Source organism: Nocardia salmonicida, assembly GCF_036142455.1.
Lineage (GTDB): Bacteria > Actinomycetota > Actinomycetes > Mycobacteriales > Mycobacteriaceae > Nocardia > Nocardia salmonicida.
Genome location: NZ_CP108014.1, coordinates 1,106,331 through 1,125,063, shown reverse-complemented (window position 1 = coordinate 1,125,063; position 18,733 = coordinate 1,106,331). Strand labels below are relative to the sequence as shown.

The 18,733-nt window shown below is 67.0% G+C and carries 17 protein-coding genes; 9 read left to right on the top strand and 8 right to left on the bottom strand.

Translation table 11 applies throughout. The features are described 5' to 3' along the window. Positions 1-50 precede the first annotated feature (50 nt). The gene (locus OHS03_RS05525; protein ID WP_328661279.1) at positions 51-608 is read right to left on the bottom strand and encodes a TetR/AcrR family transcriptional regulator; all 558 of its coding nucleotides are present in this window, start codon (positions 606-608) and stop codon (positions 51-53) included. 95 nt (positions 609-703) lie between these two features. Here OHS03_RS05525 and OHS03_RS05520 point away from each other — a divergent pair, with 95 nt between their 5' ends. The 5 genes from OHS03_RS05520 to OHS03_RS05500 all read left to right on the top strand — a co-directional run bounded on the left by OHS03_RS05520 (position 704) and on the right by OHS03_RS05500 (position 5,432). After that, positions 704-1,594: an oxidoreductase gene (locus OHS03_RS05520; protein ID WP_328661277.1), complete on the top strand. Its 891-nt coding sequence runs from the start codon at positions 704-706 to the stop codon at positions 1,592-1,594. 91 nt (positions 1,595-1,685) lie between these two features. Continuing rightward, complete coding sequence (locus OHS03_RS05515; protein WP_328661275.1) at positions 1,686-3,197, top strand: multicopper oxidase family protein; 1,512 nt, start codon at positions 1,686-1,688, stop codon at positions 3,195-3,197. 72 nt (positions 3,198-3,269) lie between these two features. Beyond that, positions 3,270-4,004, top strand: coding sequence for an ABC transporter ATP-binding protein (locus tag OHS03_RS05510; RefSeq protein ID WP_328661273.1), 735 nt, complete (start codon positions 3,270-3,272; stop codon positions 4,002-4,004). Continuing rightward, the gene (locus OHS03_RS05505; RefSeq protein WP_328661272.1) at positions 4,001-4,762 is read left to right on the top strand and encodes an ABC transporter permease; all 762 of its coding nucleotides are present in this window, start codon (positions 4,001-4,003) and stop codon (positions 4,760-4,762) included. The genes OHS03_RS05510 and OHS03_RS05505 overlap by 4 nt, the downstream gene beginning before the upstream one ends. 34 nt (positions 4,763-4,796) lie before the next feature. Then, positions 4,797-5,432: a TetR/AcrR family transcriptional regulator gene (locus tag OHS03_RS05500; RefSeq protein ID WP_328661270.1), complete on the top strand. Its 636-nt coding sequence runs from the start codon at positions 4,797-4,799 to the stop codon at positions 5,430-5,432. A gap of 89 nt (positions 5,433-5,521) precedes the next feature. On the opposite strand, the gene OHS03_RS05495 is transcribed toward OHS03_RS05500, so the two are convergent. Genes OHS03_RS05495 through OHS03_RS05485 form a run of 3 tightly spaced genes read right to left on the bottom strand, consistent with a single transcriptional unit; the run spans position 5,522 to position 8,433 of the window. Beyond that, positions 5,522-5,746 (bottom strand): Trm112 family protein, encoded by a 225-nt coding sequence (locus tag OHS03_RS05495; RefSeq protein WP_056824282.1) that lies wholly within the window; start codon positions 5,744-5,746, stop codon positions 5,522-5,524. Between the two features lie 9 nt (positions 5,747-5,755). After that, positions 5,756-6,193: a GtrA family protein gene (locus tag OHS03_RS05490; RefSeq protein ID WP_056824284.1), complete on the bottom strand. Its 438-nt coding sequence runs from the start codon at positions 6,191-6,193 to the stop codon at positions 5,756-5,758. Then, positions 6,190-8,433 (bottom strand): hypothetical protein, encoded by a 2,244-nt coding sequence (locus tag OHS03_RS05485; RefSeq protein WP_328661268.1) that lies wholly within the window; start codon positions 8,431-8,433, stop codon positions 6,190-6,192. Before OHS03_RS05485 ends, OHS03_RS05490 begins: the two co-directional genes overlap by 4 nt. 261 nt (positions 8,434-8,694) lie before the next feature. Here OHS03_RS05485 and OHS03_RS05480 point away from each other — a divergent pair, with 261 nt between their 5' ends. After that, positions 8,695-9,735, top strand: coding sequence for a glycosyltransferase (locus OHS03_RS05480; protein ID WP_328664096.1), 1,041 nt, complete (start codon positions 8,695-8,697; stop codon positions 9,733-9,735). Next, positions 9,732-10,868: a dTDP-4-amino-4,6-dideoxygalactose transaminase gene (gene rffA / locus OHS03_RS05475; RefSeq protein WP_056824291.1), complete on the top strand. Its 1,137-nt coding sequence runs from the start codon at positions 9,732-9,734 to the stop codon at positions 10,866-10,868. Before OHS03_RS05480 ends, rffA begins: the two co-directional genes overlap by 4 nt. Positions 10,869-10,958: 90 nt before the next feature. Here the strand turns inward: rffA and OHS03_RS05470 are convergent, their stop codons facing one another. Next, a complete protein-coding gene (locus OHS03_RS05470) occupies positions 10,959-13,916 on the bottom strand; it encodes an AMP-binding protein (RefSeq protein ID WP_328661267.1) in 2,958 nt (985 codons plus the stop codon). A 614-nt stretch (positions 13,917-14,530) separates the two neighbouring features. Between OHS03_RS05470 and idi the strand changes: the two genes are divergently transcribed. Both idi and OHS03_RS05460 read left to right on the top strand, forming a co-directional pair. Then, positions 14,531-15,091: an isopentenyl-diphosphate Delta-isomerase gene (gene idi / locus OHS03_RS05465; protein ID WP_328661265.1), complete on the top strand. Its 561-nt coding sequence runs from the start codon at positions 14,531-14,533 to the stop codon at positions 15,089-15,091. A 186-nt stretch (positions 15,092-15,277) separates the two neighbouring features. Further along, positions 15,278-15,631, top strand: a complete 354-nt coding sequence (locus OHS03_RS05460) for a hypothetical protein (protein WP_056824299.1) — start codon at positions 15,278-15,280, stop codon at positions 15,629-15,631. An 8-nt stretch (positions 15,632-15,639) separates the two neighbouring features. Here OHS03_RS05460 and OHS03_RS05455 read toward each other — a convergent pair whose 3' ends face one another. The 3 genes from OHS03_RS05455 to OHS03_RS05445 all read right to left on the bottom strand — a co-directional run bounded on the left by OHS03_RS05455 (position 15,640) and on the right by OHS03_RS05445 (position 18,662). Continuing rightward, the gene (locus tag OHS03_RS05455) at positions 15,640-16,368 is read right to left on the bottom strand and encodes an aspartate/glutamate racemase family protein (protein ID WP_328661263.1); all 729 of its coding nucleotides are present in this window, start codon (positions 16,366-16,368) and stop codon (positions 15,640-15,642) included. After that, entirely contained in the window at positions 16,368-17,855 is a 1,488-nt protein-coding gene (locus OHS03_RS05450; protein WP_328661261.1) for an NCS1 family nucleobase:cation symporter-1, read from the bottom strand. The genes OHS03_RS05455 and OHS03_RS05450 overlap by 1 nt, the downstream gene beginning before the upstream one ends. 84 nt (positions 17,856-17,939) lie before the next feature. Beyond that, the gene (locus OHS03_RS05445; RefSeq protein ID WP_328661259.1) at positions 17,940-18,662 is read right to left on the bottom strand and encodes a GntR family transcriptional regulator; all 723 of its coding nucleotides are present in this window, start codon (positions 18,660-18,662) and stop codon (positions 17,940-17,942) included. Positions 18,663-18,733 lie beyond the last annotated feature (71 nt).

Genomic DNA, 18,733 nt, shown 5'->3' with positions numbered 1-18,733 from the left:
AGCGGCGACCAACGTGACAGCCTTATATGTGACCTGCATCACGTCACTGTCTACAGCGGCGTGAGCGCCCTTCGCATCAGAATCAGCCACCGTCGCTGCTCCGCCTCCGGCATCGGCTCGACCGGTGCGGCACTCAGCAGCAGTACGACATCATCGGCGGTGACGTCGGGATACAACGCGCCGTCACCATGCGCCGCGGCGACCAACCGCTCGACTGCCCCCCGGCCGCGCCGCTGGATCTCACGCAACGACTCGTCGGCGACTCCCGTGACGGCGAGCCGGAACAGCCGCTCCTGGCGCAGGTCGATCACGACGCGTCGAAACAGTGCGACGAGCGCGTCGAGGCCCGAACTCGTGCCGTTCTCGACAGCTTCGAGTACGGCATCCAATGACTCGCCGACACCGTCGACAAGATCGGCAGCGATTGCCTCGATCAGGTCCTTCTTGGCCGGGAAGTGTCGATACAGGGTGCCGACCGCGACGTCCGCCGCCGCGGCAATCTGATCCATGCCGACCTCGGGCCCGCACGCGGCGACGAGTTCGCGTGCGGCGGTGAGGATCGCCTGACGATTACGCAGCGCGTCCGCGCGCAGGGGTTGACCGTTCATCTCGCCGCCATCCTCGCAGATCCAGTCTTGCGAATAACATGAACCACTGGTTCACTTTAACCTGAACCAGGCATTCACCTTTAGGAGTGAGTCGATTGAACAGCTGGACCGAAGCAGATATCCCTGATCTGACCGGCAGAGTCGCCGTCGTCACCGGCGCCAATACCGGCCTCGGCTTCGAAACGGCTCGCGCGCTTGCCGAACACGGCGCCCGCGTCGTCCTGGCGTGCCGCGACCGGAGCCGGGCCGAGGACGCGGCCCGGCGAATTACCGAGCGGTCACCCGGAACCTCGATCGACTGCGTTGAGCTCGATCTGGCCGACCTGTCTTCGGTCCGCGCCGCGGCCGCGACGATCCGCAGCCGATTCGACCGTATCGATCTGTTGATCAACAACGCGGGCGTCACGGGGTTGACCGGTCGCACCGAGGACGGGTTCGAGATCCAGTTCGGCATCAATCATCTGGGCCACTTCGCACTCACCGGGCTGCTCATCGACCGCATCGTCGCGGCTGCCGCGGCGCGAGTCGTCACCGTCAGCAGCATCGGCCACCGGTTCGGCCGGATCGACGCCGCCGACCCGGCCGCGACGACCGGAAATTCCTATGCCAAGTCGAAACTGGCGAACCTGATGTTCACCTACGAACTCGACCGCAGGCTCGCGGGTACCCCGGCCGAAGCGCTCGCCGCCCATCCTGGTGGCGCCAGCACCGAGGTCTTCCGCTACTCGCCCGCCGCATTCCGGCTACCGAATCTGGCGATCGCTCGTCTGTTCGGCCGTACGCCCGCCATGGGCGCGCTGCCGACGCTGCGCGCCGCCACCGATCCTGCCGCGTCGGGCGGCCAATACTACGGCCCGTCAGGTCTTTTCGAGATCGGCGGATTCCCGCGACAGGTCGAGGCCGCCGAGCGTGCGCACCAGCGCGACAGCCAGGCTCGGTTGTGGGCGGTATCCGAAGAACTGACCGGCGTCGGATTCGAAACCTGAACCGACCTCGGCCACTCGGGGGTAGTTCCCAGGGTGAAGATGGGGGCGCTTCCCGATGTGCGGCGAGGGTCCGGATTCCTACCGTCGGAGCATGTCTTCTCGTGCTCGCCCGCGACGCATTCTGTTCGGTGTCGCCGTTGTCGTACTCGCCCTGATCACCGCGATCGCAGGCGCGGTGAGCTGGACGTGGGCCGCCGCCGACGTCTCCACCGTGGGGACGACAGAATTCACTCGGCCACTGGTCATTCCACCGCTGGCCGAGTCGACCGTCGACGCCGACGGCACCCGGACGTTCTCGCTCGATATGCAGTCCGGGACAACCACCTTCGAGCCCGGGCGCGCCACCGAGACCTGGGGTTTCAACGGCAGCTATCTCGGCCCGACACTGCGCGCGGCCCGCGGCGAGCGCGTGCGGGTCCAGGTGCGCAACCAGTTGCCCGAGGCCTCGACAGTGCACTGGCACGGCATGCATCTGCCCGCCGCCATGGACGGCGGACCACACCAGATGGTCGACCCCGGAGCGTCATGGACGCCGGAATGGACTGTCGCCCAACCCGCTTCGACCCTCTGGTACCACCCACACCCGCACGGCGCGACCGAGGACCACGTGCGCCGCGGCCTGGCGGGGATGTTCCTGATCGACGACGTGCCGAGCGCGGAGCTGCCGCTGCCGAGCACCTACGGCGTCGATGATATCCCGGTGATCGTGCAGGACATGCGCCTGCGCGGCCGCCGCCTCGACGGCACGCACGCGATCTTCCGCGATACCGGGTTCCTCGGCGATCGCACCATGGTCAACGGCACCCTGTCTCCCTATCAGGAGGTCGGCGACGAATCGGTGCGGCTGCGCCTGCTCAATGCCTCGACCGCGCGGATCTACACCTTCGCCTTCGACGACGCCCGCCCGTTCGCCATGATCGGCTCCGACGGCGGCCTGCTCGAACGGCCCGCCACGTTGGATCGCATCCGTCTCTCTCCCGGTGAACGCGCGGAGATCGTGGTGCGGATGGCGCCCGGCGAACGCACCGTGTTGCGCAGCGAGAAGCTCGAGGCGGGCCTCGGCTTCTGGTCGCACCGGTTCTCCGGCGGCGACGACACCTTCGATGTCCTCGAACTGCGCGCCGCCACCACCTTGCGGCCCTCCCCCGCGCTGCCGGATGCCCTGGTGCCGCCGTCGATTCCCGACGGCGGGGATTCGGTCGTGCAACGTCGCTTCGACCTGACCCTGGGCGGTATCAACGGTGAGCGCATGGACATGAGCCGCATCGACACCACCGTCACCCGGGGCACCACCGAGACCTGGGTCGTGCGCAACATCGACGGCATGGCACACAACTTTCACGTCCACGATGTGCAGTTCCGGCTGCTCGACTACGACGGCGCCCCGCCCCCACCCGAGCTGACCGGCCCCAAGGACACGATTTTCCTGCCACCGAATACGGCCACGACCCTGGCTCTTCGCTTCGACGGACCGGCCGATCCGACGAGGCCGTACATGTATCACTGCCACCTCCTGTGGCACGAAGATGTCGGAATGATGGGCCAGTTCACCGTCGTCGAACCTGGTCAGCAGGCCGAAACACCCCCGAGACACGCCCACTGACCTTGCCACATCGATACCGTCGCGCTAAATTCATCGCGTAGTGAATTCAACACTCGATGAATTGAGGCGACCATGTCGCACACCGCACCGCCACCGATCGCCGTCCAGGTCGCGGGCCTGACCGTTCAGCGCGGAAAACGTCCCGTCCTCCGCAGCCTGACCCTGGACATCCCGCGCGGCTCGATCACCGGCTTGCTCGGTCCTTCCGGCTGCGGGAAGACCACCCTGCTGCGCAGCATCGTGGGAACGCAGCTGGTGGAGTCGGGCACTGTCACCGTGCTCGGGGAGCCCGCGGGCAGCGCTGGGTTACGTCGTCGGGTCGGCTATGTCACCCAGGCGCCGAGCATCTACGCCGACATCAGCGTCCGCGACAACGTGGCCTACTACGCCGCGCTCTACGGGCGCGGCCGCGACGACACCGAATCCGCGCTCGGCGCAGTCGGTTTGGCCGATCACGCCGATCAGCTCGGCGATCAGCTCTCGGGCGGGCAGAAGACCAGGGCGTCGCTGGCGTGCGCGCTCGTCGGCAAGCCCGAGCTGCTCGTACTCGACGAACCGACGGTGGGCCTGGATCCGGTGTTGCGCGTGGAGTTGTGGAAGCAGTTCCGCGAATTGGCCGCGGCGGGAACGACTTTGCTGGTGTCGAGTCATGTGATGGACGAGGCCGAACACTGCGACAAGCTGCTGCTGATGCGCGACGGCGAACTGCTGGCCCAGCTCAGCCCCGACGAACTGCGCGAGCGCACCGACGAACAGAACCTCGAGGCCGCCTTCCTGACCTTGATCACGATGGGAGAGCACCGATGACCACCCTGCGCCCCTACATCGCGACCACCGGCCGGATTCTGCGACAACTGCGCAACGATCACCGCACCGTGGCGATGATCCTGGTGGTTCCCGCGCTGCTCATGACCCTGCTGTACTTCATCTATCAGGATGCGCCCCGCGCGCCGCACTCCCCGCTCACGATGTTCGATCGGGTGGGTATCACCATGCTCGGGATCCTGCCGTTCATCGTGATGTTCCTGATCACCGCGATCGCGATGCAACGCGAACGCACATCGGGCACCCTCGAACGGCTGCTCACCACTCCGCTGAGCAAGCTCGATCTGCTCGCCGGGTACGGCAGCGCGTTCTCCCTGGCCGCTGGCGCACAGGCCGCGGTCGCCTGCGTGGTCGCGTTCTGGCTGCTCGGGCTCGATGCCGCGGGCAGCCCCGGGTGGGTCATGCTGATCGCGATGGTCGACGCGGTCTGCGGGGTCGGGCTCGGACTGCTGGCGAGCGCCTTCGCGCGCACCGAGTTCCAGGCCGTGCAGTTCATGCCGGTGATCGTCGCGCCGCAGATCTTCCTGTGCGGGCTGCTGGTTCCGCGCGACCGGCTACCCGAATGGCTGGAGGCGATCAGCAATGTGATGCCGTTGAGTTACGCGGTGGACGCGCTGCAGCAGGTGTCGGTGCATGCCGAGCCGACGGCCGCGATGTGGCGCGATATCGCCGTCGTCGCCGGGTTCGCGGTGGTGGCGCTCGGCCTCGCCGCGGCTACTCTGCGTCGACGCACCCCCTAGCGACCGAGGCCGGGCAACGACGAGAGGAGCACCCATGAGTGACGGCGAATCCGGTTCCGGCACAGCGAAATCCGGTCGCACTGGCCGTAGGCCGGGCAATGCCGACACCAGGCTGGCGATTCTCGACGCGGCGCGGGTGCGGTTCGCGGGCACCGGGTTCGACAAGACATCCATCCGCGCGATCGCGGCCGATGCCGATGTCGACCCGGCGCTGGTGCATCACTATTTCGGCAACAAGCAGCAACTGTTCGCCGCCGCGGTGGACTTCCCGGTCGACCCGGACACGACGCTGCTCGCGGTCGACGCCGCACCGCTCGACGAGCTCGGGCAGACCATCGTGCGCGCGGTCGTCACGGTGTGGGACTCCCCCGCCGGACCCGGCATCGTGGCCATGGTGCGCAGCATTTTCGCGGGCGGGGATCAGAATCTCGCGCGGTCTTTCCTGCTCCAAGTGGTGCTGGAACGGGTCCGCGTGCGCATCGCGACCCCAGCTGACGACGGACGCGCCAGAGTCTCGCTGGCCGCGGCCCAGATGGTGGGGGTGCTGACCGCCCGCAAGATCATCGCACTGGAACCGCTGGCCTCGATGCCGATCGATCTCGTGGTCGATGCTGTCGGCCCGGTTGTCCAGCGCTATCTGACAGGCGATATCGACACCGGCAGGTGGTGATTCAGCGCGAGCTCACCGTCACCTCGCCGACCGCCGGAGTCCACGACCGCAGCAACGCCGCGTAGTGGGGCGGCTACCGGATGGGCCGGTCAGGATTCGGCGACGAAGAATTCGTGTTCGGCGGCGGTGACGTCGCGGGCCTCGTCGATCAGCAGCACCGGGATGCCGTTGTCGATCGGGTAGGCCCGACGCAGCCGCGGGTTGTAGAGCACACTCACATCGGCTTCGGTGCGCACCAGCTGCAGCGGGCCCTTGTCCTGGGGGCAGGCCAGCAGGCCGAGCAGGGTTGCGTCGATGGTGGATTCGTGCGCCATGTGCCTAACCTACCGCGCCCGCCGGAACGAGATGTAGCGGTGTCCGAAGAAGCTGAGCACCGCGACCAGACCCATGACGATCACCGAGGCCGGCGCGGCGGGGAACCCGAGGCCGGTGACCGCCAGTTCCACCAGGATCACGTTGAGCAGCAAACCACCCAGGTTCACCCCACAGAAGGCCAGAAAGTCCCGGGCGAGGTGGCCCTGCACGCGAAACACCAGGGTGCGGTGCAGGACGAAGGCCACGATCGTGCTCACCGCGTACGCGGCGACGACGGCCAGACCGGGCCTGCCGTCGCCGAGCACGTGCAGCCAGAACACGACGAGCGCCATGCCGAGCAGGGTGTTGAACCCGCCGACGATCGCGAACGCCAGCTCCTGCCGTTTCACGACGCGCAGCAGCGGACCCGGTGTCTCGAGCACGCCGCCCGCCGCCTCGACAGTCATCGCAGGGCGTCCGCGAGTGCGGTGTCGTCGTCGGCGATCGACTCCGCCGCCGGGGCCTGCTGCTCCTGCTCGTCGTCGGGCTTGCGGCCGCGCACATACAGCCACTGGAACACCGCGAGGCCGAGCAGTCCGAGGCCGATCGCGGCGCCGCCGATCTTCCAGCCCGGCGGACGCCAGGTCAGCTCGAGGTCGCCGTTGCGGGTTCCGGCCGGGATGTCGACGGCGACGAAACTCTTCGCGACGACCTTGAACGGGATGTCCTTGCCGTCGAGGCTCACCCGGTATCCCGGCCAGCCCAGACGCGCGAACACCACACGCCCGCCTGTCTCGGAGCTCACGGTGACGCGGCTGGTCGTATCGCTTTCCGAGGTCGAGACCGCGGTGGCGTTCTCGACCGCCGAGATCCGGCCGTTGCGGGTGGAGATCAGCCCGTCCTCGCGTTCGAGGACCGAGATGTAGTTCTCGTGGCCGGGATAGTCGACCCACTTCCAGCCCGCCGGGGCCGGTTCCGTGCGCGCGGCCGGGTAGAGCGCGCGTTGCAGCACCACCCGGTCGATGTTCATCAGATCGACAACCGTTTTGCCCGTCGACGGCTCGACCGCGAACGCGCGGCGGTAGGCGTCGGGGCACACGCTGGTGTCCCAGCGCATGCAGAGCATGTCGCCGAACCAGAAGTGGCCGTTGGGGGTGTACCCGCTGACGTAGGTGCGCTCGATGTCCTTGGCGTAGTTGCCGAACACCAGCGAGCCGTACGCGCCGTCGAGGGTGCGCTCCCCCGGCTGGATCAGCGCACGATCGCCGAGCTGCAGCGTGGTCCCCGCGAACTCGGGGAACGCCGCGCGCGCCGCGGCCCGATCGCTGGGCAGATTCCAGCTCATCGGCGTCGGCTGCGCCCGCTCCACCTGGGCATAGGCGATCGGCGACACCGCGATGATCGCCAGCGCGACGGCCGCCGAGATCCCCTTGTTCACCGCCAGCCACACCAGCGCGGCCCCGAGCGCGGCAGTGGCCAGCGCCGCGATCACATGCGCGATCCAGTTGTGCGGGTCGGCCGAGAACGACCGCACCCACAGCAAGCCGATCAGTACCGCCGCCGCGATCCCCCGCGCACGCCAGTCCTTGAACGTCGCGAACCGCCCGAGCAGCACGCACACCAGCAGCAGCAGACCGAGCGCCACCATCGGCAGTACCCGGGCGGGCCAGCGCAGCGGGCCGATCGTGCCGGGGCCTGCCGTCCACATCAGCGCCGCGATCGCGAACAGCGCGATCCCGCTGAGCTCGCGCCAGGCCGCGCGCGCCTTGCCCCAGTCGATGAAGGCCAGTGCCGGAATCAGGAACCAGGCGATGTAGACCACCGGCAGCGGCTGCACGTAACCCCACCACGAGGTGAAGGCGGGCAGCGTCGAGGGCAGGCTCGCGTTCAGCGATTCCGACCAGGGCACGGTGAGGAACTGGTCGTTGTTGATCTGGGCGGTGCCACGCCAGGTAACCTTCGCCGACAGCATGCTGGGCAGATACGTGGCCGCTCCCGCCAGCGCCGCCAGCCCTGCCACGGTCAGCAGTTTCAGCGACGGACGCCAGGTCCGCTGGTAGATCAGCTCACCGATCGCGACCGCGCCGATCATCAGACCGGCTTCGACCGCCGGGAAGATGTACTGCACCGAGATCGCCAGGTAGAGGTAGACGAACACCGGGATCGGACCACCCCGACCGCGCGAGTACCGCACCCCCGACGCCCACGCGTGCACCATCCACGCGGTGCCGGTGAACGCCGTCATCCAGCTGGCCTCGTCGAAGAACAGCAGCCACCCGGTGAACGAGATCGAGACGCCGGCCAGCGCCGCCCACTGCACGCGCGAGCCGTAGGCCAGGCAGATCCGATAGACACCGAGGCCCAGGATGATCGCGAAGATCAACTTCACCACGGTCGCGTACAGCACCAGATTGTCGACCGAGGGCGCGATCAGATCGATCAGCAGCTGCGGCGGATTCAGCAGCCCGGCTTCCTCGATCGCGTAGTTTCCGGCCATCCAGTGCTCGGGCACCATCACCGGCAGATCACCGTTGCGAAGCCGGTTTCCGAGCATCACCCACAGCGGGACGTACTGGGATTCGGTGTCGTCGGTATAGAAATGCCGAACGTTGGCGAGGAGAACCGCCCCATAGCCCGCGATCACTCCGAGGGAGGTGATCAGGCCCCAGATATAGACGGAACGACGGGACGGGGTTCTACTTTCCACCACGAGGACCAGACCCTACAGGCACACGGCCGCACCGGCACCGTCGCACAGCGGGATCGCTTCCCCCGAGGTGTCACGCCGCAGTGTTAAAGTGCCCAGACCTGAGGGTCTCTGCTCCTAATTGGTTCTCGGCCGAGAACCGCGCGGCCACGGCCGCCACAAATACCGAAAGTGTCCGCGATGCCGATTCCGTCCGCACCCTTGTCCAGGCCCGACACCGTGGTGCGTGCGGGCGCGCCCGATCGCAACGGGTCGAGCCCGGTGCACTCGGTCTCGGTGGTCGTTCCGGTGTACCGGGGTGAGGATACGATCGCCGCGCTGGTCGCCGAGTTGGACCGGCTGACCGGCCCGAGCACGACGGCAGCGGGCGCCCGGTTCGCCGTCGAGGAGATCATCCTCGTCCACGACAACGGTCCCGACCGCTCCGATGTCGTCCTGCAGGAACTCGAGGGTTCCTTCCCACAGGTGCGCGCGGTCTGGCTGAGCCGCAATTTCGGTCAGGACGCGGCGACGATCGCCGGGATGGCGGCGGCGCAGGGCGACTGGATCGTCACGATGGACGAGGACGGTCAGCACGACCCCGCGTTCATCGCGGACTTCCTCGACGCGGCGCTAGCCTCGCGCGCGGACCTGGTCTATTCGAAGCCGTCCAACACACGCCCGCACGGCTTCCTGCGCAATCTCACCTCTCGCGGCGCCAAAGTGGTCCTCGCGACAGTGTTCGCGTTCCCGGATTCGACACGCTTCGAGAGCTTCCGGCTGATCCGCGGTGACATCGGTCGCCAGCTCGCCGAGGTCGCGGCCAACGGTGTGTACCTCGACGTGGCGCTCACCTGGGTCGTCGGCAATACGGTGTCGGTGCCGGTGGTGCTGCGCGCCGAAGGCCGTGAGGAATCCGGCTACAACTATCGCCGCCTGTTCTCGCTGTTCTGGAAGATGGTCCTGTGCAGCGGCACTCGCGGCCTGCGGCTGGTGAGCATGCTCGGGATCACCCTCGCCCTGGCCGGAGTGATCATGGCCGGGGTGGTCATCGTGCAGGCGCTCACCCAGGACAACCACGATCCCGAGGGTTGGGCCTCGATCATCGTAGTGATGCTGCTGTGCTCGGGCGCGATGCTGTTCTCGCTCGGACTGATCGCCGAGTATCTCGGTGTCGCACTGCACATCCTGGTCGGCAAGCCGCTGTACCTGACGGTGCAAACCCCGACACCGCGCCCGGATACGATGCATGTGCCGGCCGTGAACCATCTAGTCGACGCCGTGGTACCGGCAGCCGCGACGGAGAAGGGCAACCGCGAGTGAGCGACCGCATCATCTTCAGCAGGCCGTTCCGGGCTGCCGCTGAACGCCCCAATCTGATGACCGTGCTCGATTCCGATCACAGTCATGGCGACGGTCAATTCACCAAGTCGGCGACCGCGAAGATCAAGGCCATCACCGGCGCCGACCATGCGCTGCTCACCACCTCGTGCACGCACGCACTCGAATTGGGCGCGCTGCTGCTCGAGCTCGGCCCCGACGACGAGGTGATCGTCCCCAGTTTCGCGTTCACCTCCGCGGCCACCTCGATGGCATTGCGTGGTTCCACCTGTGTGTTCGTCGACATCGACGAGTCCACCGGCAATATCGACCCCGCCGCCGCGGCCGCCGCGATCACCGACCGCACCAAGGCCATCGTGGTGATGCACTACGGCGGTGTCGCCGCCGACATGGAACCGCTGCTCGCGCTGGCCGCCCAGCACGGCGTCGCGATCATCGAGGACAACGCGCACGGCCTCGGTGGCACCTGGCGTGGCAGGCAACTCGGCACGATCGGCACCCTCGGCACGCAGAGTTTCCACGACACCAAGAACGTGCACTGCGGCGAGGGCGGCGCGCTGCTGCTCTCGGACGAGATCCTGATGGGTCGCGCCGAGATCATGCGGGAGAAGGGCACCGACCGCGCTCGCTTCCTGCGCGGTCAGGTCGACAAGTACTCCTGGCAGGACATCGGTTCGAGCTACCTGCCCAGCGAACTCAACGCCGCCGTGCTCGACGCCCAGCTGGCCGAGTTCGACACCATCCAGGCCAACCGTCACCGCGTGTGGAACACCTACGCGGCCGCACTGCCCGAGTGGGCCGCGCGCAACGACGTGCGCCCGATGACGGTGCCCGCCGACGCGGGCCACACCGCGCACCTGTTCTACCTGCGCATGCCCACCGAGGACAGCCGCGACGGCATCATCGCCCACCTCGCCGAACGCGGCATCGTCGCGCCGTTCCACTACATTCCGCTGGACTCGAGCCCGGCCGGCCTCAAGTACGGCCGCACCCCGGTGCCGTGCACGCGCTCGGCGAACTTCTCGGCGACGATCGTGCGACTGCCGCTGTGGCCGTTGCTCAGCGAGGCCCAGCTCGGTCGGGTCGTCGACGCGGTCACCGAATACCGGGTGTAGCCCTCTCTACGAACTAGGCCGCCCGGTTGCGCCGGGCGGCCTTTGTCGTGCAATGGACCGCGGCCGGGACACCCCCGCCGCGGTCGCCGATCAGCTCCCGCCGAACAGCACCGCCGCGACCGCGTCGGTGAGCACCTCGTAGGTCTCGGTTTCCCGGTTGTAGATCCAGGTGCCCGGGCCCGCCTCGGGCAGACCCGCCGCCTGGACCGCCGACGCCGAGGGGCGGAAGCTGGCGCTACGCGGGATCTCGTCGACGACGTAGACCAGGTCGGGACGCTGGGAACCCTCCAGTCCGCGCATCGCCTCGGTGACATCGCCCGGTTCGATCCGGAAGCCGTGACGCACGCTCAGCGCGGCCGCGGCGATGACCCCCGCCGCGGTCTTCAGTCCGAACGCGACCTCCATGTCGACCGGGGTGATGTCGTTGAGCATGTCCACGATCGGCTGGGTGAACACCGGGCCGCGTGCGGTGCGGATCACCGTGTCGCGCCGGTCGACCAGCCAGTAGTCACCGTCGCTGTCGCGCCGGAACAGATTCTCCGTCGGCCACCAGGCGTCACCGGCCCGGAATACACCGCGCAGGCCGCCGTCGGAGATGTCGCCACCATCGACGGCCTTGCCGAGCAGCAGGCCGGGTTCGTTGTCGGCGCAGCGGCGCGCGAATCCGTCGTCGCCGACGAGGATCTGTTCGCTGATCGGGTCGTAGGCGACCAGTTCCACGCGCGCGGTGCCGGGCACTGGCCTGCCTTTGGAGCCGATCTTGGCGCCGGTGACATTCGCCAGCACCACATCACCGTCGATCGAGGCGTAGAACTCGAGCACCCTGGCGGGGACGAACTGTTCGACTGTGCGCCGCCAGAGTCCAGCGGGCATACCGGAGCCGATGAACAAGCGGATCGGGTGGTTGTGGCCCGCGGGGAAGACCTGGGCGTCGAGCAGATCGCGCAGCATGGTCCAGGTGTAGGTGACGACCGTGACGCCGTAGCGGTGCACCTCTTCGGCGAAGCGGTTCGGGTCCATGTCCACCGGCCTGGCCAACGCGATCCGGCTGCCACCGGCGATCGCCCCACCGAGGCTCACCAACAGCCCCGACGAATGATGCAGTGGCGCAAGGCAGTACACGGTGTCGCGACGGTCGAGATCGGCCGCGCTCGCGGTGCCGAACGCCGACAGCGCCCAGCGATGGTTGGTGATGTACTTCGCCTCGAGGCGGTCGCCGGAGCCGAGCACGAGCACGAACGCGAGTTCGCGCGCCAGACCCGGGTTCGGCCGGTACCACGCGGGCACCCTGACCTTCGCCGGGTCGATCTGCTCCAGGTCGACCACCCGGTCACTGGTGGCCACCGCGAGCGAACGACTGTCGCCGCCGCCGAGCACGAGCACCCTGGCAGCGGTCGCGGCGGCCGAGCGCAGGTTCTCCGGGTCGGTGATCAGCGTCTGCACGCCGGTCAGCTCGATGGCGCGGTCGAGTTCGGCGCCGGGCGCGAGCAACACCGCGACAGCGCCGATCCGCGACAGCGCGGCCACCGAGGCCAGCGCACTCGGTCGCGTCTCCATCATCACGCCGACCCGCATCGCGGGCCGGATGCCGACGGAGATCAGGCCGCGCACCACATTGTCGACGCGCTCCTCGACCGCGGCATTGGTGTGCACCCGGTCGTCGAAGAGCACCAGGTCCTTCTGCGGCGCGCGGGAGGCGTGCTCGCTGAGCAGTTTGCCGAGCGAGATACGGGTGTGCGGCTGGATCATCCCGAGCCGCGTCAGCCGAGGCAGCGCACGCGCCGCCTCGCCCGCCATCTCGATCGATCCGCGAATCGTGTTGCCCGCGATGCCTTCCAGCGCCTTACCGACGCCCGCGCCCGCCTCGGCCAGACCGGCAGCGGTGTGCACCATCCGGGTGGCGGCGGTGCGCGGCGCGTTGCTCGCGACGTGTTCGTGCATGGGCACGATCTGCTCGGGCAACGTGCCGTTGCCGTCCATCCAGGTGATCCAGTCACGCACCATCGGCCACGTGTGATTGGTGGCCGTCGAACCGGCCACGAGTCCGAAATGGCCTGCCACCAAGCTGGCTTCGTACACCTCGGCATTGGGCGCGGCCCGCACGATGCCACGCACGGCGGCGGGCTGGCCGATGTCGTCGACCTCGCCGACGAACGCGAGAATCGGGCACTTCAGCTCGGCGAGCGACACCGGATGATCGCGAATCACGAAGCCGCCGAGCATCATCCGGTTGTGGGCGACGAACTGCTTGAGCAGATCGGCCACCGCCGGGCCCGCATACCCCACCCAGCCGTCGCTGTTGAGGAAGCGGCGCTGACGTTCCTTGGGCAGCAACGCTTCCCGATCGTGCAGTTGCAGCAGGAAGTCGATGCGCGACTTGGCGGTCTTCATCGGATCGAGCATCTGGAAACCGATGCGTACCATCGATTCGGTGATCGGCAGCCGGTGCATCACGTGGTCGGCGAGGAAATCGGCGACTTCGGAAACCAGACCGTACGGCAGGCCGAACGGCATCCCGTTGACGATGTCGACGGGGCTACCGAAGGTGACGATGGAGGCCACGCCCTTGCCGTAGCGATAGGCGGTGGTCTGGTAGGCGAACATGCCGCCCTGGGAGTACCCCATCAGGTGCACCTGCGCGCCGGTGGCCTCACAGACGGAGTCGATGGCGGAGTTCACCGCGAGTACGTGGTCGGCCAGGTCGCGTTCCCAGCCGCCTTCCTCGGTCGCGGGTGAGCCGAAATCGATGACCCAGCAGTCGATTCCGCTGGCGTGCAGGATGCCGACCGCGCCGCCTTCGGCGTTGACGTCCCAGATGTCGGCGTTCACCATCAACGGCGGCACCAGCAGCGCCACCGGACGGCCCGGCGTCGAATCGTCGGGGAAGTAGTGCCGTAGCCGATACATGCGGCGACGCTCGACGACCTCGAAGGGCGAGGACTCGACATCGTGTGACAATCCGCCGAAGCGGATCACCTCCAGCCCGTTCTGCGCGGTAGCCAGCAACCGCTGCACCGAACCGACCACACCTTTTGGACTGATATCCACCGTTCCCACCTGGCCTTACCTGCTTATAGTGACACATCTCACACACCCCGATGTGCTCACATGAGCTAACCACACCAGACCTCTATTATGTGTCGGCTGTGACAGGCCGCATGTTCCAGCGATTCGAATCACATGCCCCGCTCAACGGCCGATCACGCTGCGGTCACAACTCTCGAACGGTTCGCCGTCACACCCGAGATCGCCCCGAAACGGATGGCCCAGGCGACCGGAGCCGACTCGTCACGTCGATCAGCCGGCCACCGCCGTGCCCGCAATCGCTTCCCACACAACGGATCTCCCGGTCATCACTATGTTTTACCGAATACCCGACGTGCGGCCACTTCGACCACCTACCATCGTTGACGTCCGGAACGTACTGACACGCATCAGATTTCGTGCAACACCGTTTCACCAGCCCGGTTTTCCGCGCAGGACCATTCGCTTCGCACTGTTACCCACCCTTCAGCCTGTCGCGCACCCCTCGCGAACAGGTCGATCGGCCGTGCCGCTCCCCAGGTGAGGACACATGCCATGACCGTTGAGCAGCCCTGTATCACCGGGTACAGAGAGGGCAGCTTCCAGTACCCGATGATCGTCGCCGATAAGGTGGCCAGGTGACCGAACAGCTCGCCGACCCGTCGACCGACCGTGAAGCAATGCCTGTGGAGTTGGTCGACGACGCGGGTGTGGCGATCGGAGCGTGCTCGGTGGCCGATGCTCATCGGCCACCGGGCACGCTCCACCGCGCCTTCTCCGTGCTGCTGTTCGACCGGCACGGGCACGTCCTGCTCCAGCAGCGCGCGGCGGTGAAGACCAGGTTCCCGCTGCAGTGGGCCAACACCTGCTGTGGGCATCCGACGCCGGGTCAGGCGGTGACGGAGGCGGCCGCGATCCGGTTGCGCGAGGAGTTCGGGATGGCGGCCGAGCTCACCGAGGTCGGTGCGTTCACCTACCGTGCGGGCGACGAGACGACCGGCCGCGTCGAATACGAATACGACCACGTCCTGATCGGTGTCGTCGGCGATCCGGCCCCGCGGCCGGACCCGGCCGAGATCGCGCACTGGGCGTGGATCGCTCCGCAGGCCGTGCGTGCCGATCTCGCGGAGAACCCCGGCAAGTTCACGCCGTGGCTGGCACAAGTGCTCGAGATCGCCGGACAGGCCCACCGCCCCTGACCGGGCCCGTCCGTGCGATTTTTCTTCGTTCCGCTCCCTATAGTGAGCAACAGAACAGATGCGCATATCTATATCAGTCGATGTTTCTGATTCCTTGGCTAACTCACAGGCTCACCACAGTCCATGAACAGGCCGTCCGACAAAGCTGAACATCGAACGGTCCGCACGACGGCGAGTGAGGTAACGATGGTCGAGGTCGAGATCAACGACGACACGGTGACGGTCAATGTGCTCGGTGGACATCGCCTACTCGCCCTACGCCAGCAGGTCGTGATCGACCGCGCCGCGATCACCGAGATCGTCAGCGCCGAAGTGGACCTACGGCCCCCGTGGGTCCGTGCCCCCGGCACCTTCATTCCCGGCGTGATCGCCGCGGGCGTCTACCGCGGCAAGGGCCGCAAAGAGTTCTGGGACACCACCTTCGGCGGCAGCGCGGTGCGCATCGACCTGGACGGGCCCGATTTCACCCGCCTGGTGGTCGACGTCGACGATCTCGACGCGGTGCTGAACGCACTGGCCACCGAGACCGCCGGCGTCTGAATCGGCCTTCACGAACCGAAGGATTCCAGCAGACCCACGTAGGTCTTCGCGGGCGGTGTCGCGAACTCTCCCCTACCCGACTTGCGCAGTCCCATCGTCAACAGCGACTGCACGGTCAACGTCGCCGCCGCGACACCGTCGATCACCGGCACCCCGATCTCGTCGCGGATGTGCGCGCACAGATCGGCCATTCCCGCGCACCCGAGCACCACCGCGTCGGACCCGTCCTGCGCGACGGCCACCCGACACGCCTCGGTGACGATCTTGCGCGCGTCCGGGTCGGTATCGAGTGCGAGTACCGGTATCTCACACGCGTGAATCCCCCGGCAGAACCTCTGCATCCCATAGTGTTGCGCCAGATCCGCCGCCCGCCCGATGGTGCGGTCGAGCGTCGTGACGACACTGAATCCGCGACCCAGGTGACTCGCGGTGCGCATAGCCGCCTCCGCGATCCCGATCACCGGTCCCGCCGCCAGTTCCCGTGCCGCGTCCAATCCCGGATCACCGAAGCAGGCGATGACATACCCGTCCACGCCGTCGGCCTCGCCCTGCCGGATCGCGGCGAGCAGGCCGGGCACGCTCATCGCTTCGTCGTAGTGGCTCTCGATCGAGGCGGGCCCGATCTCGGAGGTGACCGCGTCGAGCAGTGTGCCCCGGCCCGCGACGGCCAGCGCACACTGCTCGATCGTGTCGGTCATCGCCCGCGTGGTGTTCGGGTTGACGACCCTGATGCGCATCAGACACCGACCTCCTCGGCAGCGGCCGCGCGCCTGGCGCCGGTCAGCAGGTAGTAGACGACGAAGCCGATGCCGCAGCCGATGAACCAGCTGTACTGGGCGGCGGTGTGCATGCCGGGCAGGCTGTTGGCCAGCACCGGGAACACCGCGACAGCGGCGGCGACGGCGGTCGCGATGATCGCGGCCGGGTGGTAACCCTTCGTGTAGTAGTAGGTCCCGGTCTCCGACATCGTGAACAGATCGTCGACGATCACCTTCTGTTTGCGCACCAGGTAGTAATCGCAGATCAGTACCCCGAACAGCGGGCCGATGAAGGCGCCGAGCACCTCGAGGGTGTAGTGGATGACATCGGGGTTGTTGTACAGATTCCAGGGTGTGATCAGCACCGAACCGACCGCCGCGATCATGCCGCCCGCCCGCCAGCTGATCCGCTGCGGACTCACGTTCGAGAAATCGAAAGCCGGTGAGATGAAGTTGGCGACGATATTGATCCCGATGGTGGCGATGGTGAAGGTGAGTGCGCCGAGCACGATCGCGAAGGTGGAATCGATCTCGGCGACGGTGGCGACCGGATCGGTGATGAGTTCGCCGTACACCGGCAAGGTCAGCGAGGCGGTGACCACGACCAGTACCGAGAAGACCAGGAAATTCACCGGGAGCCCGAGGAAGTTGCCTTTCTTCACCGCGGCGAAACTCTTGCCGTATCGGGAGAAGTCGCCGAAGTTGAGCATCGGACCCGAGAAATACGACACGACGAGCGCGATCGCGCCGAGCATCACCGGCACCGACGCCCAGCCGGTGTATTTCACATCGCCGAGGTTCAGATCGATGGCACTCCAGCCCGCCTTCGCGATGAGGTAGCCGCAGAGCAGGAACATGACGACATACACAGCGGGACCGCAGAAGTCGATGAACTTGCGGATCGATTCCATGCCGCGCCAGAACACGCACGCCTGCACCACCCACAGCAGCAGGAAGCTGCCCCAGCCCAGGGCCGACAGGCCGAGGAACCCGTAGTCGGCGGTGACGGCGTAGGGCGCCAGCCCCGGAAACAGTTTCACCAGAACGACATCCAAGGCCGCCGACGCGAGGAACGTCTGAATGCCGTACCAGGCCATCGCGATCAACCCGCGGATGATCGCGGGGACGTTGGCGCCGAGCACGCCGAACGCGCTGCGGCAGATCACCGGATAGGGCACACCGGTCATCTGACTCGGTTTCGCCACCAGATTGCAGAAGAAATACACGATGGTGATGCCGAGGAGCAACGCGACGAGCACCTGCCAACTCGCCAGACCGAGCGCGAAAAGGCTTCCCGCCGTGACATATCCACCCACGCTGTGCACGTCCGACATCCAGAACGCGAAGATGTTGTAAGTGCCCCAATTCTGCTTGCGCAGCGGCGCCAGATCATCGTTGGTCAGCCGCGGATCATAAGTGGGAGGTTCGTCGGCGAGAACCGCCGAGGACGTAATGGTGTCGGTCATGATCGTTCCCGTCCGAAAGGGTACATCTGCTGAACTGACGGTAAGTATCAGCAGTTGCCCTGCGGTTTCCCGGGAATTTCGCGCCTATTGCACCGAAGATATATCTTCCGGCGCGAGCAGTCCGGTATCGGTCGGCAGGGTCGCGACCACCGTTTCCAGCCTCCGGTGGTGCTCCTCGGCGGCCGCGAGGAGGCGGTCGATATCGCGCGCGAGGAACGCGTCGAGCATGGCGATATGGTCGATGTGCAGGCGCTCGCGGTCGAGCCGGTCGATATGGACCATCGACTGCACCGGCTCGGTCACATTCCACGCGGCCTCGAGCATGTGCAGCAGCCGGAACATCCGCGACGGCCGCGTCAGCGCCACATGGAAGCTGCGGGACTGCCGCTGGTATGCCTCGGGATCGTCGTCGAGGATGGCGCGTTCGAGGAGGTCGTTCACCGCGAGCAGGTGCGCGCGTTCGGGCTCGTCGGCGTGCATCGCGGCCGCGGCGAGCGACGCCGTCTCCAAAGTGTCACGCACGATGTACATTTCGCGCAGTTCACGGGCGGTGAGCTGGGCCACCTGGTAACCGCGCTGCGGGCGGTGGGTGACCAGCCCCTCCCCGATCAGCGTCTTGAGCGCCTCACGGACCGGGATATGACTCACCCCGAACAGCTCGGCGACTTCACGCAGCGGGATCACGGTGCACGGCGGTACGGCGCCGTCGAGGATCACCCGGCGCAGTTCGCCGAGGATCACTTGCGGTCGGCCTGGCTCATCGACCACAAGCCTTGCGAGCAGCGCCGATCGTCGTCTCGAGGACATGCGAACATGCTATGGCCGGTGTATTGCGCCCGGGCTGCCCGATGTGACAGTTGGGAAACGATCACCGTACC